Here is a 25,580-nt window from a genome sequence, read left to right on the forward strand (position 1 = left end):
TCCCGGCCGGCGGGCGCCGCCTCAGACGAAGCCCTTCGTCTCGTCGGCGGGCGCCCACCCCGAGGCGAGGGCCTCCAGGGCCCCGTCGAACGCCGCGAGCAGTTCGTCGACGTCGCCGTCCCCGAAGACCAGCGGGGGGATGACCATGAGGGCAGGGACGGCGTTGAGCACCGACACCAGCACGCCCCGCTCCTCCAGCGCCAGGCGCGCCTTGTTGACGAACCACGGGTCCTGGGCCGCGGCGCCGGCGAACTCCACCACGTACATCAGCCCGGTGCCCCGGACGGCGGACACCGCCGGGCGGCGGCGTGCCAGGTCCAGCAGTCCGGTGCGGAGCCGGTCGCCCTGGGCGGCCACGTTCGCGAACACCTTGCCGTCCTCCAGCGCCCGCAGGACGGCCAGGGCCGCGCTCAGCGCGACGGGGTGCCCGTCGTGGGTGGAGCCCGTGGCGAAGAACCTCTCCACCGGGGCGGCGAGCAGGGCGCGGTGGACCCGCTCCCCCAGGCAGACGGCGGAGAGCCCGGCGTATCCGCTGGTGAGGCCCTTGCCGAGGAGGAGGATGTCCGGGTCCAGACCCAGTTGGGCGCTGCGGGTGTAGTCGCCGGTCCGCCCCATGCCGGTGGTCACCTCGTCGACCACCAGGTGGATCCCGTGGGCGCGGCAGAAGGCCGACAGCTCCGCGGCCTGGCCGCGGGTCAGGACGTGGCCCCCCTCGCCGATGACGGGTTCCACGATGATCGCGCTCACGCGGTCGGGGCCGTGGTCCTCCAGGAGCTCCAGCGCGCGCGCCATGTCCGCCGGCGCGGCGTCCTCGCCGTGGGGCGCCCGCGTGTGGATGACGTCGGGGAGCAGGGGGCCGGCGTGGTGGTGGAGGTAGGACAGCCCGGTGACGGCGCTGGCGCCCGGTCCGAAGCCGTGGAAGCCCCCCCACAGGCCCACCACCGCCGTGCGGTGCGGCTCGCCCTCCAGCAGGCGCAGGTGGCGGGAGAGCAGGACCGCGGTCTCCACGGCCTGGGCGCCGTTGCTCTGGAAGCGGACGTGGTCGATTCCCTCCGGAAGGACCCGGACGAGGGCCTCGGCGCACTCCACGGCGATCTGCGCCGGGCGGCCGTATCCCCACATGTTGCCGTAGGGGAGGCGGCCGACCTGTTCGCGCACGGCCTCGACCAGGCCGGGGTGCCCGTAGCCGAGGGTCACGTTCCAGAACCCGGACCTGGCGTCGAGGTACCAGCGGCCCGCGGCGTCGCGCACCCGTACCCCGTCGCCCTCCACGATCATCTCGTCGGGCTCCAGGTAGGACAGGAACGCCTCCATGGAGGTGCTGTTCCACAGCGGGAACGCGTCAGGGGAGGTCAACGTGGTCCTCGATTCGCTCGTAGACGGACACGTTGTGCACGCTCTGGGAGGTGAAGGCCGCGCCGTCCCAGCCGCTCCACCGGTGGCGCAGGCGCAGGCCGGCGATCTGTGCCATGAGGTCGAGCTCGGCCGGCCAGGCGTAGCGGACCGGGACCGGGAGCAGGCGCACGCTCCCGTTCTCGAAGGAGATCTGCTGCATGAACATGCGCTGCCCGGCGCGGTCGTGCTCCACGACCCACAGGCCGACCCGCTCGGCGCCGACGTGTTCGACGAACACGCCCTGCTGCTCGTCCTCGTCCATCCGGGGGACGCGGGCAGGCACCTCCACCACGAAGACGCCGCCCGGGCGCAGGTGGCGCGCGACGTTGGTGAAGCAGCGCACCTGCTCGGCCTGGGACTCCAGGAGGAACAGGGTGTTGTCGACGCACGTCACCAGGGAGAACTCGCCGTCCACGGGGACGTCGGCCAGGTCGCCCTCGACGACGGCGACCCGCTCGGCGCCCGGCTTGCCGGCCAGGCGGTCGATCATCTCCCGCGAGGACTCCACCCCCGTGACCGCCAGCCCCGACGCGGCGAGGGGCACCGCCACCCGGCCCGTTCCGACGCCCAGTTCGAGGACGGGGCCGCCGTCGGCGAGTTTGCTCAGGGCGGACAGGCAGTCGGAGTCGCTTTCCTCGCCATACCAGGTGTCGAATACGTCGGCTATTCCATCGCCGTAATCGGCCTTTTCGTTCCGGCCGGTCCGCTTATCGCTCATACCGTGACACTAGGGTGGCGGGACGCCCTCCTCCATAGGGAATAGGTACCACAACCGCCCCGTATCCGGGACCGGCCCCGGAGCCCTCCGCGACCGGTCCCCGAACGCCGACGGGGGCGGTCCGGGCTCGGACCGCCCCCGCCGGGGACCTGTGACCGCCGGGTCAGCCCAGCATCTGCACCAGGCTCAGGCGGTGGTCCTCGGGGCTCTTGAAGTCGAACCAGGCCAGGGCGTCCGGGATCTCCTGGCGCTCGCCGCACTCGACGTTCACCGAGGCCAGGCGCTTCTTCTCGGCGTCCAGGTCCTCGACCCCGAACAGGACCTTGGCCCCGGCCGCCTCGGCCTCCTCGTCGCCCGTGGTCAGGAGCAGGCTCACGCCCTCGCGCAGGTCGAACTCCACGTCGGTGGGGGAGGGCTCCCCGGAGGGGCCGTGGCCCAGCACCTTCGTGTACCACGCGGTCGCCGCCTCCAGGTCCTTGACCGGGAGGTTGATGATGACGAGGGTCGGGCTGAATTCTTCGCTCATGTTCTCCTCTTTCCCTGTTTCTCCCGTGCGCGCGGCATCGGGGCCGAACGCCGGGCCGGCACCGGCCAGACATTATCCAATCCGGCCCTGGAAAGTCCATTCGGCACTTCTGGTACCTAGGTGGTACCCATGATCTCTTGTGCCGCGCGGACTCCGCTTGATATTGCTCCGTTCATGCCGCTGTCGTGTGGACTGGTATGCTCTCCGGCGAAATGGCAGTCGCCTTCCGGAAGTGCTTCGATACCGGCCAGGGAGGCGAACTGGCCCGGTCGGTAGAACGCGTACGAACCGAGCGACCACGGATGCGCCGACCAGTCCCAGGTAACGGCGCGTCCGGTCCATGACGAGGCCACGCCCGGAACCAGCGAATCGAACTCGGCCAGGAACCGGTCCGCGATCGCCGCGGGGTCGGCGGCGGGGACCCGCCCGGTGCGCAGGTTGACCAGCACGGCCGGCCCCCCGTCCCCCGGAAGGCCCAGGGTCTCGTCCCAGCACGACTGGAAGCCGCCGTCGGAGACGGCCGCCCCGTTGCAGCCGACCGAGGTCCACGGCCTCCCCATGAACTCCAGGTGCGTGCGCACCGCCGAGCCCATCCCCAGCTCCCGGACGGCGCGCATGCGGTCCGGTCCGAACTCCGCCCCGGACAGGTCCACGCGCGCCGCGAGGACGGAGAAGGGGACGGTCAGGACGGTGCGGTCCGGCCGGACCTCGAAGACCCCCCCGTCCCGGTCCAGGACCAGGACGGTGCGGCCGGCCCCGTCCCTGCGCAGGGCGACCAGTTCGTGGCCGAGCCTGACCCGGCCGGACAGCCGGTCCGCGAGCAGCTCGGCCACGCGCCCGGTCCCGCCCCGCACGGCGTACCGGGCGTCGGCCGGACCGAAGAGCCCGAACTCGCCGGGAGGGTTGGCGCCGAGCAGGGTGACCAGGTGGAGCGCGCTCAGCTCGGCGGCGTCGGCCCCCAGCTCCCAGGCGTAGGCGGTCCCGAGGAGGCGGGCCAGGCGGGTGCCGGGGACCGTGCGTCCGAGGTAGTCCTCCACGGACATGGCGTCCAGTTCCAGGGCACGGGGGGTCATGCGGCCGCGGCCCGGCGCGGGGCCCGCCGCCTGCCGGTCGGCGCGCACGACCGGGTCCAGCTCGCGGTACTCCGCGTCGGCCTCCTCCAACGGGTAGGGCGCCCCGCCGATCCACAGCAGGGGCCCGGCCCCCGCGTCCCCCGAGGCGTGCAGGTCGACCGTGTCCAGGCCGAGGCGGTCCAGGAGCCGCAGCAGCCGGGTGTCCCCCGAGTCGATCAGCTGGGCGCCGCGCTCGACGGTGCGGCCCCCGAAGGCGTCGACCGTCCAGCAGCGGCCGCCGACCCGGTCGGAGGCCTCGTACACCGTCACCTCGTGCCCGGCCCGTGTCAGCTCGTCGGCGCAGGCGAGTCCCGCCAGCCCCGCTCCCACAATGGCGATCATCCGTTTTTTATAGCTGTTCTTCGGTATGCGTTGTGCGACCAGATTTTGCGGACGGTACCTTTCTGGTACCGGTTGTATTCGATTCGGTACCTCCTTCCTATTGGGACGAATTGCGAAGGACCGTAGATTCGTCGGGTGCGATACAACCAGGGGCGGTGGTCATGTACCTAGGCCGGGCGAGAACGAACTTCCGATCCGTGCTGCAATTCCCCCTCGAGGAGACGACATTCGCCTCCCGCGGGTTCGACCGGGGGGAGGCGGGGACGGTGGCCCGCCTGGAGGCCGCCGGCGCGGCGTTCCACCGGGGCTACGGCACGGCGCTCGACGACCCTGCCCGGGCCCCGGAGACCTTCCCCGAGCAGCACGGCCCCGACGCGGGCTTCGTCTACGAGGGGGCGGCCATGGCCCTGTGCCTGACCGACGCGCTCAGCCTCCCGCGCCGCACCGACTTCTCCCGCATGCTCCACGGGCGCGCCCGCCGCAGCCCCTACACGGCGCACGTCGGCGCGGGCTGGGCCCTGGCCCGCCTGCCGCGCGTGCTCTGGAGGCCGGTCCTGCGCCAGCTCGACCCCCTCCTGGGCTGGCTCGCCTGGGACGGATACGGCTTCCACCAGGTGTTCTTCGGCGGCGCCGACCGGCGGCTGAGCGCGCCGCTGCCCGGATACGTCCGCCACGCCACCGCGCAGGGGGCGGGCCGCGCCCTGTGGTTCGCGCGCTGCGCCGAACCGGAGCGGATCGCCCGCTCCGTCGGCCGGGCCCCACACGGGTTCCACGGCGACCTGTGGAGCGGTGTCGCCCTGGCGGCCGCCTTCACCGGGGCCGCACCGGACCGGGTCCGCCGGCTCCTCGACGCCGCCGGGGTCCACGCACCCGCCCTGGCCCAGGGAGCCGCGTTCGCGGCCAAGGCCCTGGTGACCCTCGGACCGGTCGCGCCGGACTCCGAGTCGGCGGTGCGGACCCTGGCGGGCCTCGGCTCCCGGGACGCGGCGGAGGTGACCGACGAGGAACGGGCCGCACTCCCGCCGTGGGGCCGTGACGCGCCCCGGACCGGGACGCCCGCCTACGCGGTGTGGCGGTCGCGGGTGGCCGCCCGGCTGACGGAGGGGGTCCCCAGTGCCCTCTGAGCGGACGCGGTCCCCCCGCCGGTCCCTGCGCGCACACGCGGCCAAGGGCGTCGCCCTGCTCCTGGTCGCCGCCGCCTTCCTCGTCGCACGGGTGCCCGAACCCGGCGCGGACGAGGTGGACGCCCTGGCCTCCGCCTTCTCCTTCACCCCCCTGGAACTCGAACCGCCCCCCGGGCTCCCCATGAGGGAGGACCGCGACCTGCACCCCGACTACGAGGGCATCCAGGCGTGGATGTCCAGCGTGGGCGCGGGCGTGGCCGTCACCGACCTGGACGGCGACGGGCTCATGAACGACCTGTGCTACGTGGACCCCCGCGTGGACCGGGCCTTGGTCGCCCCCGCCCCCACCGGCCCCTCCCGCTACGCACCCTTCGCCCTCGACACGGGCGACCTGCCCTACGACGACACCATGGCCCCGATGGGCTGCCAGCCCGTCGACGCCGACGCCGACGGCCGCATGGACCTGCTCGTCTACTACTGGGGCCGCAGCCCCTCGCTGCACATGGCGGGCGGGGACGCCCCCTCCGCGGACGCCTACGAGGCCGTCGAACTCCTGGACGGCGGCTACGAGACCTGGCACTCCAACGCGGCCCTCACCGCCGACGTGGACGGCGACGGCACGCTCGACCTCGTCATCGGCAACTACTTCCCCGACGACGCGGCGGTCCTGGACACCTCCGGCGGGGGGCGGCCCACCATGCAGCACTCCATGTCCCGGGCCGCCAACGCGGGGGAGAACCGCCTGCTGCTCGGCTCCACCGACCCCGACGGCCCCCTCTTCACCGAAGCCGGCGGGGTCCTGGAGGGCAGGGCGTCCACGGGCTGGACCCTCGCCCTGGGCGCGGCCGACCTCGACGGGGACATGCTCCCCGAGCTGTACGTCTCCAACGACTTCGGCCCCGACGTCCTGCTGCGCAACGACTCCGTGCCGGGCGACCCCTCGTTCACGGCGCTCGGAGGGACCTGGACGCCGACCACCGCCGGTTCCAAGGTCCTGGGGGAGGACTCCTTCAAGGGCATGGGCATCGACTTCGGCGACCTCGACGGCGACGGGCGCCTCGACATGGCCGTCAGCAACATCACCGAGGAGTTCGCCCTCTTCGAGAGCAACTTCATCTGGATGAACACCGACGACGACGGCCTGATCGCCGAGGGCAGGGCGCCCTTCCGCGACCGCAGCGAGCAGCTCGGCCTCGCCCGCTCCGGATGGGGGTGGGACATCCGCTTCACCGACCTCGACAACGACGGCCACAAGGAGGTCGTCCAGGCGACCGGCTTCGTCGCCGGGGAGGTCAACCGGTGGCCGGAGATCCAGGAGGTCGCCCTCGTCAACGACGAACTCCTCGCCGACCCCCGGGTCTGGCCCGACCTCGGCCCCGAGACCGACCTGTCCGGCGACGGGGGCCTGAGCTTCTTCGCCCGGGAAGGGGGGCAGGGCCGCTTCGCCGAGATCGGCGACCACGTGGGCGTCGGCCGGAGCACGGTCAGCCGCGGCGTGGCCATGGCCGACACCGACGGCGACGGGCTCCTGGACATCGCGGTCGCCAACCAGTGGGACACCTCGGTGCTCTACCGCAACGACTCGCCCGACCCCGGCGCCTCCGTCTCGCTCAACCTCGTGCGGCCCGCCGAGCACGGCACCACGCCCGCCGTCGGCACCGCCGTCCGCGTGACCGCGCCCGACGGAAGGGTCCACGTCGCCCAGGTCGATGGCGGCAACGGGCACTCCGGCAAGCACGCGCCCGAACTCGTCATCGGCCTCGGCGAAGCCGCGGACGAGGACCCCGTCCCGGTCGAACTGACCTGGCGCGACGACCGGGGGCGCGTCCACACTGCCGAGGTCGTCCTGACCCCCGGCCGCCACACCGTCGTCCTGACCGACGGCGCCGAGGCCTCCGAGACCGGCAGCGGGAGCGGATCATGACCGAACTCCGAGTACGAGCGACCGACCACGAGGACGGCGGCCCCGCCCCCTCGCCGCCGCCCGCACGCGACGTGCGCCTCACCGCTCTGCGCCGCTTCGCCGTCGCCATCACGGTCCTCAACATCCTCGGCTACGCCTACCTGGGCTTCGAGCCGATGGTCGCCGTCCCCCTCGCGGCCCTGGCCACCGCCTACACGATGGAACTGGGACTGGAGTACCTGGACGCGCGGCTCAACGGCCGCCGCCCCAAGTTCCTCGGGGGCGCGCGGACCCTCGTCGACTTCCTGCTGCCCGCCCACATCACCGCCCTCGCCGTCGGGATGCTCCTCTACTCGGGGGAGCGGGTGTGGCCGGTCGTCTTCGGCGTCGTCGTCGCCCTGGCCTCCAAGACCGTGCTCAGGGTCGACACGGGCAAGGGGGTCCGGCACTTCCTCAACCCCTCCAACTTCGGCATTGCCGCGACCCTGGTCACCTTCACCTGGGTCGGCATCGCCCCGCCGTACCACTTCACGGAGAACGTGTCCGGGGCCTGGGACTGGATCCTGCCGGCCATCATCCTCACCACCGGCAGCCTGCTCAACTTCAAACTCACCAAGCGCGGATGGCTGGTCGTCGCGTGGCTGGGCGGCTTCGCCCTCCAGGGCATCGTGCGGACCGTGTTCCTCGACGCCTCCCTCGCCGCCGTCCTGGGACCCGTCACCGGACTGGCCTTCGTGCTCTTCACCTTCTACATGGTCACCGACCCCGCCACCACGCCCTCCAGCCCCCGGAACCAGGTGTTCTTCGGGCTCTCGGTCGCGGGGCTCTACGGGGTGCTCACCGCGGCACACGTCGTCTTCGGGCTGTTCTTCGCCCTCGTGGCCGTGTGCGCGGTCCGTGGCCTGTACCTGTACGGACTCTCGAAGTGGGGGAAGGACCGATGAACGGCGTCGCGATCGTGGGCATGGCGTGCACCTACGGAGGGGCCTCCACCCCCGCCGAACTGTGGGACAACGCGCTCTCCGGGCGGCGCGCCTTCCGGCGCATCCCGGCCGAGCGGCTGGACCTCGCCGACTACCTCGGGGAGTCGGGGACCGACCCCGACCGGATCTCGGTCACCCACGCCGCCGTCCTGGAGGGCTACGAGTTCGACCGCGCCGCCTTCGGGGTGGCCGGTCCCACCTACCGCGCCACCGATCTCACCCACTGGCTGGCCCTGGACACCGCGTCCCGGGCGCTCTCCGACGCCGGCCTGGACGCGACCGCGGGCGCGGCGGACACGTCGGTCTTCGTGGGCAACACCCTGACCGGCGAGTTCACCCGGTCGCACGTGCTCCGGACCCGCTGGCCCTACGTCCGCCGCGTGGTCGCCGGCCTGCTGGCCGAGCGCGGGGAGACCGACCCCTGCCTCCTGGACGACCTGCGCGACCGCTTCCTGGAGCCCTTCCCCGAGCCGGACGGCGACACGCTCGCCGGCAGCCTGTCCAACACCATCGCGGGGCGCATCTGCTCGCACTTCGGCTTCGGCGGCGGCGGTTACACCGTGGACGGGGCCTGCGCCTCCTCCCTCCTGGCGGTCATCCACGGGTGCCGGGAGATCACCGAGGGCCGGGCCCGTACCGTCGTCGCCGGCGGGGTGGACCTGAGCATCGACCCCTTCGAGCTCGTGGGCTTCTCCCGGGCGGGCGCCCTGGCCCGCGACCGCATGCGCGTCTTCGACCGCGGCTCCTCGGGGTTCCTGCCGGGCGAGGGCTGCGGCATGGTGGTCCTGACCCGGCTGGAGGACGCCCAGGCCCTGGGGCTGCGCCCCTACGCGGTCCTGCGGGGCTGGGGGGTGTCCTCGGACGGCACCGGCGGCATCACCAGGCCCGAGAGCGAGGGGCAGCGCCTCGCCCTGGACCGCGCCTACCGCGAGGCCGGCTTCCACGCGCGGACCGTGTCCTACTTCGAGGCGCACGGCACCGGCACCGTCATCGGGGACCGGGCCGAGCTGAAGGCCCTCTCGGGCCTGGTCGGGGAACCCGGCGACGGGCCGCTGCCCGCCGTGGGCTCGGTCAAGGCGCTCATCGGCCACACGAAGGCCGCCGCGGGCGCGGCCGGCCTCATCAAGGCCGTCATGGCGGTCCACACCCAGGTCGTCCCGCCCACCACCGGGTGCGAGGACCCCGTCGAGGAGCTCTCCGGGGACCGCGCCCGCCTGCGCACGGTCCGCGAACCCGAGACCTGGCCGCAGGGCCGGCCCCTGCGGGCCGGGGTCAGCTCCATGGGCTTCGGCGGCATCAACGCCCACGTCGTGGTCGAGGGGCTGGCCGCCCACCGGCGCACCGGCCTGGACGCGCGCACCGCCACCCTGGGACGCACCCCCCAGGAGAGCGAGCTCCTCGTGTTCTCCGCGGACTCCGCCGAGGAGCTCCGGGAGAGGATCCAGGACGCCGCCCGCACGGCCGACACGCTGTCCTACGCCCAGTACACCGACCTGGCGGCCGAACTCTCCCGCACCCGCGGCGGCGGAGCGCACCGGGCCGCGGTCACCGCCGCGCCGGACGCCGGGCTCCCCGGCCTCCTGCGGCGGGCCGCGGACGCGGTCGCCGCCGGCCGCCGCACCCTCGGCCCCGACGTCTTCACCGCACCGCCCGGAGGGGACGGGGCGCGGATCGGCCTGCTGATGTCGGGACAGGCGGCCTCGGCCGGCCGCACCGGCGGCGCGCTGGCGCGGCGGCTGCCCGCCGTCGCCGACCTCTACGAGGGGGCGGACCTGCCCGAGGGCGATCCGGCCGCCGACACCTCCGTCGCCCAGCCCCGCATCGTCGCCGCGTCCCTGGCCTCGATCGCGGCGCTGGAGGCCCTGGGCATCCGCGCCGACCTGGCGGTCGGCCACAGCCTGGGCGAACTCACTGCCCTGGCGTGGGCGGGCGCCCTCTCCGAGGCCGACCTGGCGGCCGTCGTGCGCGAACGGGGCCGGGCGATGGCCGCCCTGCCCGGGGACCACGGGGCCATGGCCGCCCTGGCGATGCCCGAGGAACGGGTGCGGCCGCTCCTGCCCGACGGCGTCGGTGTCGCCTGCCTCAACGCCCCCGGGGCCACGGTGGTCTCCGGCGGCACCGCAGCGGTCGACCGGGTGGTCCGCGAACTGGACGGCCTGCGCCTGCCGGTCGCCCACGCCTTCCACTCGCCGCTCGTGGCCGGGGCCGTCGCCGACCTGCGCAAGGCACTGGACGCCGCCGAGGTGACGGCCCCGCGCCGACCCGTCTACTCCACCGTCACCGGGGAACTCCTCGCCCCCGGGACCGACCTTCGCGAACACCTGGTCCGCCAGACCACCGCCCCCGTCCTCTTCGACCGGGCCATGGAGGCCGCCGCCGGGACCGACCTGTGGATCGAGGCCGGACCCGACACCGTCCTCACCCACCTGGCCCGGGGGAGGGGCGTCCCGGCCTTCGCCGTCGAGGCCGGCTCCGACGGGATCGGCGGGCTGCTGCGCTGCGCCGCCGCGGCCTGGGCCCTGGGACGGGACGTACGCGTCGAGGCACTGTACGAGCACCGCTTCCTGCGCCCGATCGACCCCGGCCGGCCCCAGCGCTTCCTCGCCAACCCCTGCGAACGGGCCGCGCCCGCCGCGGCGCCCGAGCCCGAGCGCCGGCCCGCCCCCGTCCCCGCCCCCGGCGCCACCGTCGAGGAGGCCGCCGGGGCGGCCCCGGCCGACGTCATCCGGGCCGTGGTCGCCGAACGCGCCGAACTCCCCCTCGCCTCGGTCACCGTGGACACCCGGCTGCGCGCCGACCTGCACCTGAACTCCATCACCGTCGCCCAGCTCATCGCCGAGGCGGCCAGGAGGCTCTCGCTGCCCGTCCCCGCGCACCTCACCGAGCACTCCGGGGCCACCATCGCGCAGATCGCCGAACTCCTGGCGGAGGGCCCGGCCACCGGGACGGACGCCGCGAAGGCCGACACCGTCGCGGGCGTCGCCCCCTGGGTGCGCGTGTTCACCGTCGACCACGTCGAGGTGCGCCCCCTCCGCCCGGGGACCGGGGGACCGCGCACGGCGCCGGCCGACGGCGGGGCGGGGGGCGCCCACGTCGTCGCCCGCGACGACGACGCCCTGGGCGCCGCACTGGCCCTGCGCAACCTGGGGGAGGGCACCCTCGTACTGCGCCCGGCCCGCGACGACGACCCCCTCGCCTGCCTCGACCTGGTCGCCGAGGCGGCCAAGGCCCTCACCGGGGCCCGGCGCCTCCTCGTCGTCCAGGACGACGACGGCCCCGCGCACGCCACGGCTGCGGGGTTCGCCCGCAGCGCCCACCTCGAACTCGGCGTGCCCGCCGCCGTGGTCACCGTTCCCGCGCGGTCCCCGGGGGCCGCCGACCTGGTGGAGGCCGAGGCCGCTTCCCTGGCCGAGCACGGCGGCTACGCCGAGTGCCGCCACCACCCGGACGGGACGCGCACCGAGCCGCGACTGCGCCACCGCCCCCTGTCGGAGCCCCCCGCCGGACACCGCTTCCCCGGCCCCGGCGACGTCCTCCTCGTCACCGGCGGGGGCAAGGGCATCGGAGCCGAGTGCGCGCGCACCCTCGCCGTGCGCACCGGGGCGCGGATCGCCGTCCTGGGGCGCTCCGACCCCGCGGACGACCCCGAACTGGCGCGCAACCTCGCCCGGTTCGAGGAGGACGGCGTGGACCACACCTACCAGCGGGCCGACGTGCGCGACCCCGACTCGGTGAGGCGGGCGGTGCACGCCGCCGTCGACGCGCTCGGCCCGGTCACCGGCGTCCTGCACGGCGCGGGGGCCAACGAGCCCGCGGCCCTGGCCGACCTGGACCCGGGTGCACTCGAACACGCCGTCGCCCCCAAGGTCTCCGGCCTGCTCAACCTCCTCGACGCCCTCGACCCGGGCCCCCTGCGCCTCTTCGTCTCCTTCGGCTCCCTCATCGCCCGCACCGGCCTGCCCGGCGAGGCCCACTACGCCCTGGCCAACGAATGGCTCGGCGCTCTCACCGAGGAGGTCGCCTCCCGCGTGGAGGGCTGCCGCGCCCTCGCCGTGGACTGGTCGGTGTGGTCGGGAGCCGGGATGGGCGAACGCCTGGGGACCCTGGACGCGCTGGCCCGGCGCGGCATCGACCCCATCCCGCTCGACACCGGACTCGACCTGCTCCACCGGCTCATCGCCTCGCCGGACGTCTCGGGCGGCGTCGTCGTGACCGGACGCTACGGCGACGCGCCCACCCTGCGGGCGGAGGAGGCGGAACTGCCCATGCTCCGCTTCCTCGAACGCCCCCGCAGGGTCGTCCCGGGGGTCGAGGCCGTCGCCGACACCGTCCTGCGCGCCGACACCGACCCCTACCTGGAACACCACGAGTTCGAGGGGGACAGGCTCCTGCCCGCGGTGCTGGGCATGGAGGCCATGGCGCAGGCGGCCTCCGTCCTGACCGGCACGCGCGAGCACCCCGTCCTGGAGGACCTGAGGCTCACCGCGCCGGTGGTCGTCGGACGGGGGGAGGAGGTCACCCTCCGGGCGGCCGCGCTCGCCCTGCCCGACGGCACCGTCCGCACGGTCCTGCGCAGCTCCGCCACCGGCTTCGCCGTGGACCACTTCACCGCGGTCCTGCCGCCCCCGGGCACGCCGGACACGGGCCGCCGGGTCGTGCTCCCCGTGGTCCCGGACGCCCCGGTGCCGGTCCGTCCCGACGAGCACCTGTACGGGCGCCTCCTCTTCCAGGACGGCCCCCTGCGCCGCGTCGGCGCCTACCGGCGGCTCACCGGCTACGACTGCGTCGCGGACCTGGAGGAGGGCCCCGGCGGCGCCTGGTTCGCCCACCACCTTCCCGGCCGCCTGCTCCTGGGCGACCCGGGGCGCCGCGACGCGGCCCTGCACGCGCTCCAGGCGTGCCTGCCCGGCACCCGCCTGCTCCCGGTGGGCGCCGAGCGCGTCACGATCCTGGACACCGCGTCCGCCCCGGCGCTGCTCCACGCCAGGGAGCGCCACGCGGAGGGCGGCCGGCACGTCTTCGACCTGGAGCTGGCCGGTGCCGACGGCGCCGTGCTCGAACGCTGGGAGGGGCTGGCCCTCAACGTCATGGGCCCCGGGCCGCTCCCGGTCGGCGTCGAACTCCTCGGCCCGCACCTGGACCGCCGGGCGGCCGAGGTTACCGGGGTCGCGGGGGTGCGGGTGGCCGTCGAGCGGGGGGACACCCAGGTGCGCAGGCGCGCCCGTGCCGTCCACCGCCTCCTCGGCACCGGCGTCACGGTCCGCGGACGGCCCGACGGCCGCCCCGAGCTGTCCACCGGCGACCAGGTGTCGGTCACCCACTGTGGTGCGGTCACCATGGTCGCCACCGCCCCCGTTCCCGTGGGGGTGGACCTGGTGTGGATGCCCGACACGGTCGAGGCGCGCGTGCGCTGGGACGACGTCCTCGGCCCCGAGGCGCTCGCCCTGCGCGACGCCCTCGCCGACCGCGACCCCGGGCGCGGGCGCGACGAGCACGCGGCCGTGGTCTGGGCCGCTTCGGAGGCCCTGCGCAAGTGCGCCGGCCGCCCCGGCGGCCCCATGACCCTGAGGAGCCTGGACGGGCCGTGGATCCTCCTGGACGGCGGCGGGGTCACCGTCGCCGTTCACCACGACGGCGACGACGTCGCCGCCGTCGCGGTCCGGGGAGGCGACGGTGCCTGAGAGCTTCGAGTACCGGCACGTCGTCACCCTCGACGAGACCAACCAGCTGGGCAACGTGTACTTCGCCCACTTCCTGCGCTGGCAGGGGCACTGCCGGGAGCTCTTCCTGCGCAGGACCGCCCCCGAGGTCGTCTCCTCGCTGGACCACGAGCACGCCCTCGTCACCGTCCGGGCCGAGTGCTCCTACCTGGACGAGCTCTACGCCTTCGACGAGGTCAGCGTGCGGATGCGGGTCGGCGAGGTCGTCCAGAACCGCATGACCCTCTCCTTCGAGTACTGGCGGGCCTCCGGTCGACAGGACCTGGTCGCCCGCGGAGAGCAGCAGCTCGCCTGGTTGAAGAGGTCCGGGGACGGCTTCGAGCCCGTCCCCGTCCCGGAGGTGCTGCTCCGTGCAATCGACGCCTACCTGGCCGAACCGGTCCGGACGGGGTGGCGCGCATGATCCAGACCGGAGTTGATGCTGATTCGTCACCGACGAGGAGCGTGAGATGACCACCACCGACACGTTGAAGGACCGCTTGCGGGCCGCCGATCCGGCGCTCGCGGCCGAACTGCTGCACTCCAAGACCAGCCACCTGGTCGACGTCATGATCCCCCGCCGCGAGCTCAGCGACGGCAGCCTGGGGTTCAAGGCGAGGGTCCGGACCACCATCACCCTCAAGTTCGGGGGGGACGCCTCCGCGGACACCCCCGAGGAGGTCATCACCCTGGTGGCCGAGGAGTCCGAGATCAGGCTGCACGACCCCGTGCTGACCCTGGACGGCGCCCTGCGGCTGGACCTGGAGACCATCACCTATGACGCCGTCGGCACCAGCGAGGTGCTGTGGCCGGGCGAGCGGGTCCGGCTGCGCGTGGGCCGCGGGCTCGACCCGATGATGCGCCCCACCTTCGGGCGCCTGGAGATCGACCCCCTGGTCAACTTCGGCACCGACCCGGTGCGCAGCGTCCAGGAGGTGTACGTCGAGGCGGACACCCCCCTGGGCACCCTGCACAACCGCCTGCCGGCTGTCATGCACTGCGACCTGACCTCCATCCCGCCGATCGGCCAGCCCTACGTCCAGCAGGGCCAGGTCGCGCTGTACGACGCCGACGGACAGGTCGTCTGCATGAAGACCACGACCGAGAGCGAGCTCACCGCACTGGTGGACTAGGGCCCTTCCCCTGAACCGGCCCCGGCCCCGCCCGGCGGCCCGCACCGGGCGACCGCCCGGACGCGCGGGCGCCGCCGGGCGGGCGTCCGGCCCGCCGGGCCCTTCCCACACCGGACCCGTCCCCGACCGCGGGGAGGGCCCGGCACACCGGTCCCTGTACCGGGGCCGGGGGTCCCGCACAGGACCCCCGGCCCGTCGTCCCCACGGAGAGGCGCCATGCGGATCCTGTTCACCACCCTGCCGGTCGAGACCCACCTGCGACCGCTCGTCGCGGTCGCGGAGACCGCCCTGGCCCGGGGGCACGACGTGGCCGTCTGCGCCCCCGAGTCCTTCCGGGACGAGGTCGACCACTACGGCCTGCCCTTCCTCCCCGCCGGGAAGGACTGGATCACCGGCATGCTCGCCCCCCTCTTCGACTCCGAACGCATCCCCCCGGAACAGGTCGACGCCCTGATGCGCCGGCTCGTCTCCGAGGGGCTGCCCGGCGACGGCGCCCTCGCCACGGCCCGCGACGTGCTCGGCCACATCCGCGAGGGCGGCGCCGACGCGGTGGTGCGCGAGGCCTACGACATGGGCGGCTACCTCGCGGCCGAGGCCGCCGGGATCGCCCACGCCTCCGTCGGCGTGGTCGGCCGGGTCACCGAGTTCCTGGCCCCTGACCTCCTCGCACAGCCCCTGGACGAGCACCGCGCGCAGCTCGGACTGCCGCCCGACCCCCGGGCGGAGCGCCTCTACGCCCACCTGCACGCCCACCTCATGCCGCCCGGCTACGACCCGGCCGAGACGGCCATCCCCACGCTGCGCTGCTACCGGCACCGCACGGTGGACCGCCCCGGTGACCGGCTGCCGCCCCTGCTCGGCGGGCTCGACCACTCCCTCCCGCTGGTCTACGCCAGCCTCGGCACCGTGGCACCCCTGTTCAGGGCCGCGGACACACGGCTGCGGTCCATCGTCGACGGACTCGGCGAGGTCGCCTGCGAGGCCGTCGTCGCCGTCGGCCGCGGCCGGGCGCAGGACCTCGGCCGCTCGGCCCCGCCCAACGTCCGCGTCGTGGACTTCGTCGCCCAGCCCCTTCTCCTGGACACGGCCGACCTGCTGGTCACCCACGCCGGATTCACCAGCGTCAGGGAGGCGCTGCGCGCGGGCCTGCCCATGGTCGCGATCCCCTGGATCGCCGAGAACCACCTGGTCGCCACCAGGTGCGAGGAGCTCGGACTGGCCCGGCGCCTGGACTGGGAGCACCTCGACGCCGGGCGCGTGGCGGACGCCTGCCGCGAGGTGCTGGGCGACCCCTCCTTCCGGGCGCGGGCCAGGGGGGTGCAGCGCGACATGCTCGCCCTGCCCTCCCTGGACACGCTCGTCACCGACATCGAGGAACTGGCCGCCGGGGCGGCGCGGTGACCGCCTTCCACGTCGTCGGCGGGACCTACACCGACGACGTCTACTGGGTCGGCTCCGAACTCGACTTCGACGTCAGCCTCACCGCCTCCGGCCACGAGCGCACCCCCGGCGGCCCGGGGGCCTGCCTCGCCCTCGCGCTGCGCCGCCTCGGCGCCGACGTGGAGCTCACCACCGCCCTCGGGGACCAGGAGGACAGCACCCGGGCGCTGTCGCTGCTGGAGTCGGAGGGCGTCCGCGTCGGCCCTCTCCGGGGCACCGGACCGCTGGACCACACGGTCACCCTGGTCACGCCCAGCCTGGAGTCCGTCACCGTCACCCGCAGGGAGCAGCCTCCCCTGGAAGCGGTGCACGACCCGGCCGCCGCACCGCGGCCGGACACCGTCCTCGTCGTCTGCTCACCGAGCCGGCTCTCCACCCTCGCCGCCCGGGCACGCGGGCGCCGCCTCGTGCTCGTCCCCCACCTCACCCAGTGCCGCGAACTCGCGGCCATGCCCTCCGGCCGGCGCGCCGACCTCCTCGGGGCGGTCGACCTCCTGGTCGCCAACCGGCGCGAGTTCGACCTCCTCGCACCGCTGCCCGAGATCTCCCTCGTCGGCGCCGTCGCGGTCACCAGCGGTGCGGGCGGGAGCGTCCTGCGCACCGGGGACCGGCGCCTGCGACAGCCCGCCCTGTCCCGCGGCGGGACGCCCCGCAACCCCAACGGCGCGGGGGAGGCGTTCACCGCCGCGCTGCTGGTGGCCAGGGCCTCCGGCGCCGACTGGGAACCCTCGCTCAGGGCCGCGGCGATCCACGCCGGACGCCACGTCTGCCGCCGGGCCTCGCTCTCCTTCCCCCGCAGCAGCCCCCGTGAACTGGTCGCGTCCGGACTGACCCCCACAGAGACGGAGCCCGCGTATGGTTGACCGCCCCCACGTACTGGTCGTGGACGAGTTCCTCGCCAGAGGACTCAGCCTGGCCGAGGAGCTCTCCCGGGCCGGGCTCGACAGCTCGGCGGCTGCCGACCCCCCGCAGAGCTGCGACGGCGTCGACGTCGTCCTGGTCGAGGCAGCCCACCCCCGCCGCGTCGAGGTCATCCGCCGGTTCGCGGGCGGGGACGGCCCCGCCGCCCTGGTGATCGGCTCCGGCGTCTGCCATGAGGCCGTCCTGCACTGCCTGGAGGCGGGCGCGGTCGGCTTCGTGTCGGCGCAGGAGAGCACCGAGAGCCTGGTCGGCGCCCTGCGCGACGTCGTGCGCAGGGGAGCCCTGGGGGGCAGGCGCCTCACACGGCGCCAGACCCAGGTGCTGGCCCTCGTCGCGGTCGGCCTCCCCAACAGGGAGATCGCCACCCGGCTGGGGATACGCCACCACACCGTCAAGAACCACGTGCAGAGCATCCTGGGCAAGCTCGGCGTCGGCAGCCGCACAGCCGCCGTGGTGGCCCTGACCGGGGGCGGACGGGGGAGCGTGGGCCATGGGCACGCCTAGACCGGACAAGGCCGAGGACCTCGACGGCCTGCGGCGGCTGGGGGAGCGGGCGCGCTCCTCCGGACTGCGCACCGCCCTGTGCCACGGCTGCTTCGACCTGCTCCACGTCGGCCACGTCCACCACTTCCACGAGGCCGCGGCCCTGGCCGACCTGCTGGTCGTCAGCGTCAGCGCAGACGCCGCGTGCGTGAAGGGACCGGGGCGCCCCCTGTACGGTGTCGCCGACCGGACCGGCCTGATCGCGGCGCTGGAGGCCGTCGACCACGTCCACGCCGCCGAGGACAGCAGCCCGATGCGCGTCATCGAGGCACTGCGCCCCGACGTGTACGTCAAGGGACCGGACTACGCGCGCAACCCCTGTGTGCGCCTGCGAGCCGAATCGGCACTGGTCGAACGGCTGGGGGGCCGCACGGTCTTCACCGACGAGGCCGTCACCGCGTCCTCGACCGCACTCCTGAGGAGGCTCCATGCCTAGCGCCCCGCACCCGGTCGCCGGACGACGCGTGCTGGTCACGGGCGGCGCCGGATTCATCGGCAGCCACGTCGTGCGACGCCTGGCGGAGGCGGGCGCGGAGGTGACGGTGCTCGACTCCCTGGACGCCTACGCCTTCGACCAGGCGGAGAGGTTCGGCGTCGGCGCGCTGGCGAAGGTCGTCAGGGGGGACGTCACCGACGCCGCGACCACGGGACCGCTGGTCGCGCGCAGCGACGCGGTGGTCCACGCCGCGGCCCTGGCCGACGTCGCCGCGTGCACGGCGGAGCCCGACCGCGACTTCGCCAGCATGAGGGCCACCCAGGTGGTCCTGGAGGCGGCCCGGCGGCACGGCACGGGGCGTGTCGTCCTGACCTCCTCCGCCCAGGTGTACGGCGACGTCCCGGCGCGGGGCGACCGGTTCCACGAGGACGACCCCCTGGGGGAGCCCGGCATGCTCTACGCCAACTCCAAGAGCTGGTCGGAGCGCCAGGCGCGGCTCTACGGGACCCGGTTCGGGGTGCCGGTCACCGTCCTGCGCTACTTCAGCGTCTACGGGCCGCACCAGGTGCCCAAGGCGGGCAGCCACAGCTGGTGCGCGGCGATCTTCTGCGTGCGGGCGCTGCGCGGTCTGCCCCTGGTGGTCCACGGGGACGGCGCGCAGGTGCGCGACATGGTCTCGGTGACCGACGTGGCCGCCGCGACGGCGGAGGCGGTGACCGCGCCCCGAGCGGCCGGGTGCACCGTCAACGTCGGAACCGGGCGGGCCACCCCGATCGCGGAGCTCGCCCGGACCGTGGCGGACCTGGTGCCGGGGGTCCGGGTGACCCGCGGCCCCCGCCCGGCCGGGGACCCGGACGGCGGAGCGGCCGACACCGCCCGCCTGCGCGACCTCCTGGGGTTCGAGGCGCGCACGACGCTGGCCGACGGCCTGCGGCACTACCTCGACTGGACACGGGCCAACCCGGACCTGTTCGGGGAGCGCCCGTGAGCGGGGCCGGCCTCCGGCCGCGCCGGCACGGCGACGACGCGGCCCCGCACGAGCACTCGATTCCCCCGTCCTACTTCGACGGCCGCTACACCGAGTCCCCCGACCCGTGGAACCTGTCGGTGCGCTGGTACGAGCGCAGGAAGTACGACCTGACCCTCGCCAGCCTGCCTCGGAGGCGCTACGCCTCCGGATACGAGCCCGCCTGCTCGATCGGGGTGCTGACACGGGGGCTGGCCGGACGCTGCGACCGTCTGCTGGCCGTGGACAGCGCGCCCGCGGCGGTCGAGGCCGCCACGGCCGCGCTGGCCGACTCCCCGCACGTGAGCGTGCGCCGGTCGGTGCTCCCCCGGGACCTGCCCGACGCCTCCTTCGACCTCGTGGTCCTCTCCGAGTTCCTGTACTACTTCACCCCCGACGACCTCGAGCTCCTCGCGAAGGGCCTCCGGGACCGCCTGCGGCTCGGCGGCCACGTCGTCTGCGTGCACCGGCGGAGCACGGCGCCGGGGCAGGGGTGGGACGGCTACAACGCGCACCGGGCGGTGGAGGGGCGCATGGGGCTGGACACGGTCATGAGCCTCGACGACCCAGGTTTCGAGATCGTCGTCCTTGAGCGTCGGAAGGGGTGACCGCCGACCAGCCGACGAGCTCGTGGGCCCGCGCGGCGGCCTCTCCCCGCCGCTTCGCCCCGAGCTTGCGCAGGATGTTGTGCACGTGGTTCTTGACGGTGCGCAGTTCGATGAAGAGCTCGCGTGAGATCTGCTGGTTCGACGCCCCCAGGGAGATCAGGGACAGGACCTCCTGCTCCCTCCGGGTCAGGTGGACGGCGGGTTTCTGCTCCGGCGCCTGGGAAGCCATGAGGCCGATGTGCCGCCACAGCTGGAAGGCGATGTCCGGTGAGCAGTGCATCTCCCTGCGGACGGCGGCCCTCGTGCTCCTGACGACGTCGTCGATGTCGCCGCTGAGCGGTACGTAGCCCGCCGCACCGGACTCGGCGAGCCCGATGACCTGTTTCTCGGTCTCCTCGACCCCCAGGGCGATGACGGCCAGGGGGACCTTGGACAGGGAGGAGATCACCTGCTCGACGTTGGGGGCGCTCGCGTTGATCAGGGCGGCGTCGTATCTGAGCGCCTCCGCATGCGTGTGGTCATTGATTTCTCTTAATGAGCACAACGTGACTTCGTTGATGTCCACATGTCCCCGAAGACGTCGGGCTAGGGGCTCCGCGTAGAGTCGGGCATTGTCGATCAGTAACAGGTGCATGCGGCGTCTGCTTTCCAACGTGGCGGGTACCAGGCGGTGACCGTATCCTCGAACCGGAGTGGGTAACAGAGTAGGAAGTCCGGCATTCACTTGTCCATTGACAGTTTTCGTGTCCGTGTAAAGGCGCTGTCTGCCGGAAGAAGGCGCGACCCCCGGCCAAAAGAGCTCGGCCGGGGGTCAAGGGGCAGGTCAGGGGGTTATGGCAGGGTGTAGGTCAAGGTCACGTGGGCTTCCGGGGTGCCGTCGGTGAGGATCTGCCCGCAGCCGCTGAGTCCTGCCAGGTCGCCGCTCGCGGACCCGTCCACGACGCACCACTCGGCGCTGATGGCGCCCCCCGCGTCGGCGGTGCCCCACGCGTCCATCGCGAAGGTGCCCTCGACGCCGTTCAGGGAGCCGACGAACCTCCCCGCGCCCTCGCTGGTCGCGCCGCCGGAGGCGTCCACGAGGTCCAGATAGACGTGGTACCCCTTGCCGTCGAGGTCGCCGACGAAGTCGGTCTGGAAGACGGTGTTGAGGATCTGGGTCCCGCTGGGGTCGCCGGGGGGCCCGATCTCCTCGACGGTCTGGTCGAGGAGGTGGACGACGGCGGTGGCGGTGCGCTCCTGGGAGGGGCTGGGGCTGGGTTCGGGGGTGGGGCCGGTGCTGGGCTGGGCGCTCGGGTCCGGGGTCGCGCCGGGGCCGGGGCCGGGGCCCTGCGTCGGGGAGGCGGTGCCGCCGTCGGGCGGGGGCGGGCCGTCTCCCGGGTCGGCCCACACGGGTGAGCAGGCCGACAGGAGCGTCGCCGCGGCTCCGGCGGCCAACAGGGGGGTTGCTCTCGCGAAATCTCTGCCGCAGATTCTCATGCCTACTCCTCTGCACCGGGGGTGGATCGTCATTCACCCTGGAAATGAACATAGGGAACATTTCGGACGGTCGCATGAGTCGTTGGATACGGCAGGGGCCTAGATCTCGGTTCCTCACCTTCTGTTTCCGATCCATTACTTTAAATAGTGGCCGCCTTTTTTCTCCGGTGCTTTTCCTTGGAAATCCCCAGGGAAGGGAGAGGGAATCCCCTGTGGGGAGGGAATGGAATTACGGTTCGCGGTCCACCGGTTGCGGAGGAAGCGTTTTCCGGAGCCCGGAGCCCGGAGCCCGGAGCCCGGAGCCCGGAGCCCGGAGCCCGGAGCCCGGAGCCCGGAGCCCGGAGCCCGGAGCCCGGTGCGGGGGCGGGGGTGGGGGCGGCGGTCCTGTGGCGGCGCACGGGCCCCGGCCGCGCGGGGCGGCCGGGGCCCCGGCGTCAGGAGGGGTTGCGGGCCAGGACGAGGTCGGTCAGCTCCTGGCTGGGGAAGTCCATGACGACGACGCCCGTCCGGGGCGCCCGCGAGGAGCGCAGGTGGTCCACGGCGTAGGCGTTGACGCCCCGCTGTCCCAGGGCGCCCCACGCGACGTCGCGCGGGTTGGCCCACGGGGCGCCGCTGCCGCTCAGGTGGTTGACGTACAGCAGGTCCGCGGGGCCGTCGGCCGCCGCGTCGAAGTGCGCCCGGGCGCTGTCCCACTTCGCGGGGATGTCGAAGAGCGTGGGCACGCGGTAGTCGTCCTGGACGCTGAGCGCGGGCCCGTTCCAGTGGACGCCGTAGGCGCGGGAGGCGGCGAAGTCCTGCACGATGACGATCCGGCCCCGGACCTCGCCCAGGTCGGGCACCCGGTTCCCGTCCCCGTCCGGAACCCACAGGTGCTCCGCCAGCACATCGCGGGTGTCCGGGTTCTGCTCGATGTAGTGGTCCAGCGTCTCCTCGTAGCTGCGGGTGTTCTCCTCCTCGGTGTGCTCCTTCTTGAGCCGCATGAGCACGGTCTCGCCCGGGTTCCGTTCGAGGAAGGCGCCCACGTCGGTGACCACGTCGGTGAAGTTGAGGTGCAGGTACTCGGCCCCGTGGTGGATGGGGAACGCGTCGCGGTAGTGGCGCGTGCGCACGTCGAGGAAGCGCACGCCGGAGTCGAGCTGCTGGGCGATGGTCAGGTCCTGGGTGCGGGACCACACGGATCCGCGCCAGGCGCCGCTGTCGTGCGTGCCGGGCACCGACAGCGCTGACAGGCTCGCGCCGTCGGGCAGCGCCGCCATCCAGGAGGAGTGCTCGACCAGAGGGGCCGGGGCCGCGGAGGCGGGGGCAGCCGGGGCCAGCAGGGCGGGGAGGACGAGGAGGGCGGACAGGGCCGCGGCCAGCAGGGACGCGGGCCCGGTCGGAGAGGCGGGGCCGGGGGAGGGGAGCATGGGGGCTTCCTTCGGTCACGGGGCGGGCGCGCCACCGGGGCACGTCCGGAACGCCGTCCACACTGCCACGGCGCGACCGTCCTGACACCCCCTGTGCGCGGCCGTCGTCCGCTCCCGCCGCAGGCGACGGCCGCCCCGGACCCCAGTGAGAATCTACATCGTAAAGGTGAGACTGAGGATGGTCCGCCCACCCCACGAGTTATGGCAAACAGGGTCCGAGAAGGCACCGGATTCCGTAGGCTGGCCCCTGCGTGTCCGCGCGCACGCCGGTGCGGGGCAGCGTGGACGGATGCCCCGCACCGGCCTCTCCCGTCTCCCACCCGGCCACCGCGTGAGGACGCCGCAGCCTGCGGCCCCGACCGGCCGGGAGGGGCGCCTGCGAAGCCTCATCCCCACCGGCGGGTACGGGGCAGGAGGGCCTGCGGCGCGATCTCCAGCATCCAGTGCTGCCGTTCCGACCAGCCCAGGAAGCGCCGGGCACCGTCACTTCCACCCTCCACCAGGGGCCCGCCGTCGACGACCCGGCGCAGGCCGGCCACCACCGGAGCCATCCGCTCACGGGTGTGGCGGGGGCGCGCGAGAAGGGACTCCTCCATCCGCGCCACCGCCCCGCGCTGCTCCGGGGCCGGGCACAGGGACAGGAAGAACACCGCCTGGCGCCAGGAGAACGCCGCGCTCCGGACGTGCCCGCGGGGAGTGCCGACGCGCGGCAGGCGCTCGACCGCCGCGACGGCCAGGGCGTGGGCGCGCCATGCCAGGTCCGCCCACCCCGCCGCCGGTGCGGCCCCGGCCCCCACCAGCGTGGCGAGGTTGTGGGTCGTGAGGATCTGCGCCTGTTCGATCACCGTGCCGCTGGAGGCGACCCCGGACCTCCGCAGCCCCGCGCGCTCCGCGCACAGCAGGGCGAAGGGGGAGGTCCGGTCGGCGGACCCGGCGGGCGGCGCCTCCTCCAGGGCGAGCACCTCCGCGCAGTCGATTCCGTAGTAGCGGGCGTAGGCGGTGCCCTCCACCAGCGAGGCGGCGGCCTTGGCGGCACGGAGGAACTTCGGCGCGAACTCGCCCGTGAAGATGTCGGCGGCCAGCTCCTCCAGCCACGGCAGGTCCAGCCCCGCGGACCGGGACACGGCGTTGAACTCGCGCACCAGCGGGTTGGGCAGGACCGTGCCGGGGAAATGGGTCAGCGCCGACGCGCCGAGCTCGGGGACCAGCCGCGAGACGGCCTCCCGGCGGGTCCCCGTGTCGGAGAGGTGGGGCCGCAGCGCCCGCACCCACGGCAGCCGGTCCGCCCGGACCTGGCTCTCCAGGTTCAGCAGCATCAGGGAGCGCCGGCGGCTGAACGCCCGGTGGTGGGCGGCGACCAGCCGGGAGAGCGCGGGGTCGGGCGCGGCGGCGGCCTCCGCGGACGCGGTGAGGGCCGGGACCAGCTCCGCCATCACCTCGGCGGAGGGGACCACCCCCAGTGCGACCAGGTCGTCCAGGGGTGCGGCGGCGGCCCGCAGGGCGATGCGGCGCAGGGGGCCGGGAACGGGCCAGCCCACGGGGACACGGAGACCGTCGGCCTCCTCGCGCGTGGCGGGGGCGAGCGCCTCCTCGATCCGGGGCACACCGGAGTTCTGCGGCAGCCCGGCCAGGCGGGCGGACACGAGTCCGGCGAGCACGTCGTGGGTGGGCCGTGCGGCGTGCGCGGCCTGCGCGGTGCGCAGGGCGGTGTGCGCGGGGGAGCCGGGCAGGCCGCGCTTGCGCACCATGGAGTCCACGGCGTGCTGGAGCAGGCCGCGGCTGCGGGCGGTGGGCCCGTCCGACTCCACGGCCTCGCGCAGCGCGGTCAGCATGACCGCCAGGTTCTCCTTGGGCCTGCGGTGCTTGGTGCACAGTGTGTGCTCCGCCGCCAGCCGTGCGTACTCGGCGAGCAGGTCCGCGCCCCGGGCCCGCCAGCCCTCGGGGCGGCGGCCGTCCACGCGGTCCCCCGCGCGGGTCTGCCACCAGTGGGCGAGGACGCGGTCGGCGAACGGGTTCCACACCGCCAGGGCCTCCTGCTGGACCAGGGGGCGGTTCTCGGCGGGGGACCTGCGCCGCGTGCGCCGGTCCAGGTCCGCGCGCACCTCCCCGGCGGAGGCCCGGTGGACCACGCGGCCGGGCAGTTCGTGGAACGGAGCAGGCCGGGGCGTGAAGCACAGGGTGTCGGCGAAGGGCTCGACCGCGGCGAGCAGCCGCAGCGCGCCGGCGGTGTCCCCGGCGCGCACCAGCCACGCCACGCCGAGCAGGGCGGCCTGTTCGGGCACGTCGATCTCGTAGGCGCCGCTGTCCAGCAGGCCGGACAGTTCGGCCAGGCCGTCCTGGGTGAGGTGGTGGGCGTACAGGGCCGAGCGCGTGGCGGGCAGGCCGTGCCGCCGGGCCAGGGCCTCCTCGTGCGGCCGGAGGAGGCCGCCCGCCGCCGCCCTCCCGGTGGCGAAGCCGCCGGGGGCGATCTCCAGGGTGACCCAGGGGGGCAGGTGGCGGACCGGGGCGCCGGAGCCGATGTCGAGGGTGCCGTCGGCCATGCCCGCGACGACGAGCCGCCAGGCGTCGGCGCGCCTCTCGGCGGCCTCGCGGACACGGGGGTCCTCGTGGGTGAGCGCGGCCGTGAACGCCTCGGCGAGGCGGCCGACGGCGTAACCGGGGTCGGCCTGTGCGGGTGCGGTGTTCTCGTCCATGCCGACATGGCGGGTCCTGCCCCCGCGTCCTCCCGGACCGGAGCCGGGTGCTCTGCTGCTGAGCTACACGTCGTGGTGGCCCGGTGTCCCGGACCGCCCGGTCCCCGCAACCCTCG

The 25,580-nt window shown here is 74.4% G+C and carries 20 protein-coding genes and 1 tRNA gene; 12 read left to right on the top strand and 9 right to left on the bottom strand.

Features of this window, described 5'->3' with window-relative positions; genetic code table 11:
* Positions 1-21: 21 nt before the first annotated feature.
* The 4 genes from ACFQBR_RS02730 to ACFQBR_RS02745 all read right to left on the bottom strand — a co-directional run bounded on the left by ACFQBR_RS02730 (position 22) and on the right by ACFQBR_RS02745 (position 4,093).
* Positions 22-1,356, bottom strand: coding sequence for an aminotransferase family protein (locus ACFQBR_RS02730; protein ID WP_267944668.1), 1,335 nt, complete (start codon positions 1,354-1,356; stop codon positions 22-24).
* Positions 1,343-2,113 carry a class I SAM-dependent DNA methyltransferase gene (locus ACFQBR_RS02735; protein ID WP_267944667.1) on the bottom strand — a complete coding sequence of 257 codons (771 nt, stop codon included), beginning with the start codon at positions 2,111-2,113 and terminating at the stop codon, positions 1,343-1,345. Before ACFQBR_RS02735 ends, ACFQBR_RS02730 begins: the two co-directional genes overlap by 14 nt.
* Before the next feature lie 163 nt (positions 2,114-2,276).
* A complete protein-coding gene (locus tag ACFQBR_RS02740; protein WP_267944666.1) occupies positions 2,277-2,639 on the bottom strand; it encodes a VOC family protein in 363 nt (120 codons plus the stop codon).
* Between the two features lie 116 nt (positions 2,640-2,755).
* A complete protein-coding gene (locus ACFQBR_RS02745; protein ID WP_344181530.1) occupies positions 2,756-4,093 on the bottom strand; it encodes a flavin monoamine oxidase family protein in 1,338 nt (445 codons plus the stop codon).
* Between the two features lie 197 nt (positions 4,094-4,290).
* Here ACFQBR_RS02745 and ACFQBR_RS02750 point away from each other — a divergent pair, with 197 nt between their 5' ends.
* From ACFQBR_RS02750 to ACFQBR_RS02805, 12 genes are all read left to right on the top strand, one after another.
* On the top strand, positions 4,291-5,217 hold the full coding sequence (locus ACFQBR_RS02750) for a DUF1702 family protein (RefSeq protein ID WP_378551949.1): 927 nt from the start codon (positions 4,291-4,293) through the stop codon (positions 5,215-5,217).
* Positions 5,207-7,141: an FG-GAP repeat domain-containing protein gene (locus tag ACFQBR_RS02755; RefSeq protein WP_344181525.1), complete on the top strand. Its 1,935-nt coding sequence runs from the start codon at positions 5,207-5,209 to the stop codon at positions 7,139-7,141. Before ACFQBR_RS02750 ends, ACFQBR_RS02755 begins: the two co-directional genes overlap by 11 nt.
* Positions 7,138-8,064 (top strand): enediyne biosynthesis protein UnbU, encoded by a 927-nt coding sequence (locus tag ACFQBR_RS02760; protein WP_344181524.1) that lies wholly within the window; start codon positions 7,138-7,140, stop codon positions 8,062-8,064. The genes ACFQBR_RS02755 and ACFQBR_RS02760 overlap by 4 nt, the downstream gene beginning before the upstream one ends.
* Complete coding sequence (locus ACFQBR_RS02765; protein ID WP_378551952.1) at positions 8,061-13,784, top strand: type I polyketide synthase; 5,724 nt, start codon at positions 8,061-8,063, stop codon at positions 13,782-13,784. The genes ACFQBR_RS02760 and ACFQBR_RS02765 overlap by 4 nt, the downstream gene beginning before the upstream one ends.
* Positions 13,777-14,226 (top strand): acyl-CoA thioesterase, encoded by a 450-nt coding sequence (locus ACFQBR_RS02770; RefSeq protein ID WP_267944661.1) that lies wholly within the window; start codon positions 13,777-13,779, stop codon positions 14,224-14,226. Before ACFQBR_RS02765 ends, ACFQBR_RS02770 begins: the two co-directional genes overlap by 8 nt.
* Positions 14,227-14,272: 46 nt before the next feature.
* The gene (locus ACFQBR_RS02775; RefSeq protein WP_267944660.1) at positions 14,273-14,935 is read left to right on the top strand and encodes a hypothetical protein; all 663 of its coding nucleotides are present in this window, start codon (positions 14,273-14,275) and stop codon (positions 14,933-14,935) included.
* A gap of 216 nt (positions 14,936-15,151) precedes the next feature.
* Positions 15,152-16,336 carry a glycosyltransferase gene (locus ACFQBR_RS02780; RefSeq protein WP_344181520.1) on the top strand — a complete coding sequence of 395 codons (1,185 nt, stop codon included), beginning with the start codon at positions 15,152-15,154 and terminating at the stop codon, positions 16,334-16,336.
* Complete coding sequence (locus ACFQBR_RS02785) at positions 16,333-17,238, top strand: carbohydrate kinase family protein (protein ID WP_267944658.1); 906 nt, start codon at positions 16,333-16,335, stop codon at positions 17,236-17,238. The genes ACFQBR_RS02780 and ACFQBR_RS02785 overlap by 4 nt, the downstream gene beginning before the upstream one ends.
* Positions 17,231-17,800, top strand: coding sequence for a helix-turn-helix transcriptional regulator (locus tag ACFQBR_RS02790; RefSeq protein WP_330161958.1), 570 nt, complete (start codon positions 17,231-17,233; stop codon positions 17,798-17,800). Before ACFQBR_RS02785 ends, ACFQBR_RS02790 begins: the two co-directional genes overlap by 8 nt.
* On the top strand, positions 17,787-18,275 hold the full coding sequence (locus tag ACFQBR_RS02795; RefSeq protein WP_267944656.1) for an adenylyltransferase/cytidyltransferase family protein: 489 nt from the start codon (positions 17,787-17,789) through the stop codon (positions 18,273-18,275). The genes ACFQBR_RS02790 and ACFQBR_RS02795 overlap by 14 nt, the downstream gene beginning before the upstream one ends.
* Positions 18,268-19,263 carry an NAD-dependent epimerase/dehydratase family protein gene (locus ACFQBR_RS02800; RefSeq protein ID WP_344181517.1) on the top strand — a complete coding sequence of 332 codons (996 nt, stop codon included), beginning with the start codon at positions 18,268-18,270 and terminating at the stop codon, positions 19,261-19,263. The genes ACFQBR_RS02795 and ACFQBR_RS02800 overlap by 8 nt, the downstream gene beginning before the upstream one ends.
* A complete protein-coding gene (locus tag ACFQBR_RS02805) occupies positions 19,260-19,889 on the top strand; it encodes an SAM-dependent methyltransferase (RefSeq protein ID WP_344181515.1) in 630 nt (209 codons plus the stop codon). The genes ACFQBR_RS02800 and ACFQBR_RS02805 overlap by 4 nt, the downstream gene beginning before the upstream one ends.
* Here the strand turns inward: ACFQBR_RS02805 and ACFQBR_RS02810 are convergent.
* The 5 genes from ACFQBR_RS02810 to ACFQBR_RS02830 form a co-directional block, all read right to left on the bottom strand.
* Entirely contained in the window at positions 19,831-20,454 is a 624-nt protein-coding gene (locus ACFQBR_RS02810) for a response regulator transcription factor (RefSeq protein WP_267944653.1), read from the bottom strand. The two genes, ACFQBR_RS02805 and ACFQBR_RS02810, sit on opposite strands and share 59 nt — an antisense overlap.
* Before the next feature lie 266 nt (positions 20,455-20,720).
* Entirely contained in the window at positions 20,721-21,323 is a 603-nt protein-coding gene (locus tag ACFQBR_RS02815) for a DUF3224 domain-containing protein (protein WP_352985219.1), read from the bottom strand.
* A gap of 476 nt (positions 21,324-21,799) precedes the next feature.
* A complete protein-coding gene (locus ACFQBR_RS02820) occupies positions 21,800-22,771 on the bottom strand; it encodes a phosphatidylinositol-specific phospholipase C (RefSeq protein ID WP_344181511.1) in 972 nt (323 codons plus the stop codon).
* Between the two features lie 386 nt (positions 22,772-23,157).
* Positions 23,158-25,464, bottom strand: coding sequence for a transcriptional regulator (locus tag ACFQBR_RS02825; RefSeq protein WP_344181509.1), 2,307 nt, complete (start codon positions 25,462-25,464; stop codon positions 23,158-23,160).
* A gap of 1 nt (position 25,465) precedes the next feature.
* Positions 25,466-25,537 (bottom strand) — tRNA-Arg (locus tag ACFQBR_RS02830).
* Between the last annotated feature and the right edge of the window lie 43 nt (positions 25,538-25,580).

Source organism: Nocardiopsis tropica (assembly GCF_042660575.1).
Taxonomy (GTDB): Bacteria; Actinomycetota; Actinomycetes; order Streptosporangiales; family Streptosporangiaceae; genus Nocardiopsis; species Nocardiopsis tropica.

Excerpts from the sequence above, each read along its gene's own strand:
- ACFQBR_RS02735 (WP_267944667.1), bottom strand. The coding sequence starts at position 2,113 with ATGAGCGATAAGCGGACCGGCCGGAACGAAAAGGCCGATTACGGCGAT.
- ACFQBR_RS02740 (WP_267944666.1), bottom strand. The coding sequence starts at position 2,639 with ATGAGCGAAGAATTCAGCCCGACCCTCGTCATCATCAACCTCCCGGTC.
- ACFQBR_RS02745 (WP_344181530.1), bottom strand. The coding sequence starts at position 4,093 with ATGATCGCCATTGTGGGAGCGGGGCTGGCGGGACTCGCCTGCGCCGAC.
- ACFQBR_RS02760 (WP_344181524.1), top strand. The coding sequence starts at position 7,138 with ATGACCGAACTCCGAGTACGAGCGACCGACCACGAGGACGGCGGCCCC.
- ACFQBR_RS02765 (WP_378551952.1), top strand. The coding sequence starts at position 8,061 with ATGAACGGCGTCGCGATCGTGGGCATGGCGTGCACCTACGGAGGGGCC.
- ACFQBR_RS02775 (WP_267944660.1), top strand. The coding sequence starts at position 14,273 with ATGACCACCACCGACACGTTGAAGGACCGCTTGCGGGCCGCCGATCCG.
- ACFQBR_RS02780 (WP_344181520.1), top strand. The coding sequence starts at position 15,152 with ATGCGGATCCTGTTCACCACCCTGCCGGTCGAGACCCACCTGCGACCG.
- ACFQBR_RS02790 (WP_330161958.1), top strand. The coding sequence starts at position 17,231 with ATGGTTGACCGCCCCCACGTACTGGTCGTGGACGAGTTCCTCGCCAGA.
- ACFQBR_RS02795 (WP_267944656.1), top strand. The coding sequence starts at position 17,787 with ATGGGCACGCCTAGACCGGACAAGGCCGAGGACCTCGACGGCCTGCGG.
- ACFQBR_RS02800 (WP_344181517.1), top strand. The coding sequence starts at position 18,268 with ATGCCTAGCGCCCCGCACCCGGTCGCCGGACGACGCGTGCTGGTCACG.
- ACFQBR_RS02820 (WP_344181511.1), bottom strand. The coding sequence starts at position 22,771 with ATGCTCCCCTCCCCCGGCCCCGCCTCTCCGACCGGGCCCGCGTCCCTG.
- ACFQBR_RS02825 (WP_344181509.1), bottom strand. The coding sequence starts at position 25,464 with ATGGACGAGAACACCGCACCCGCACAGGCCGACCCCGGTTACGCCGTC.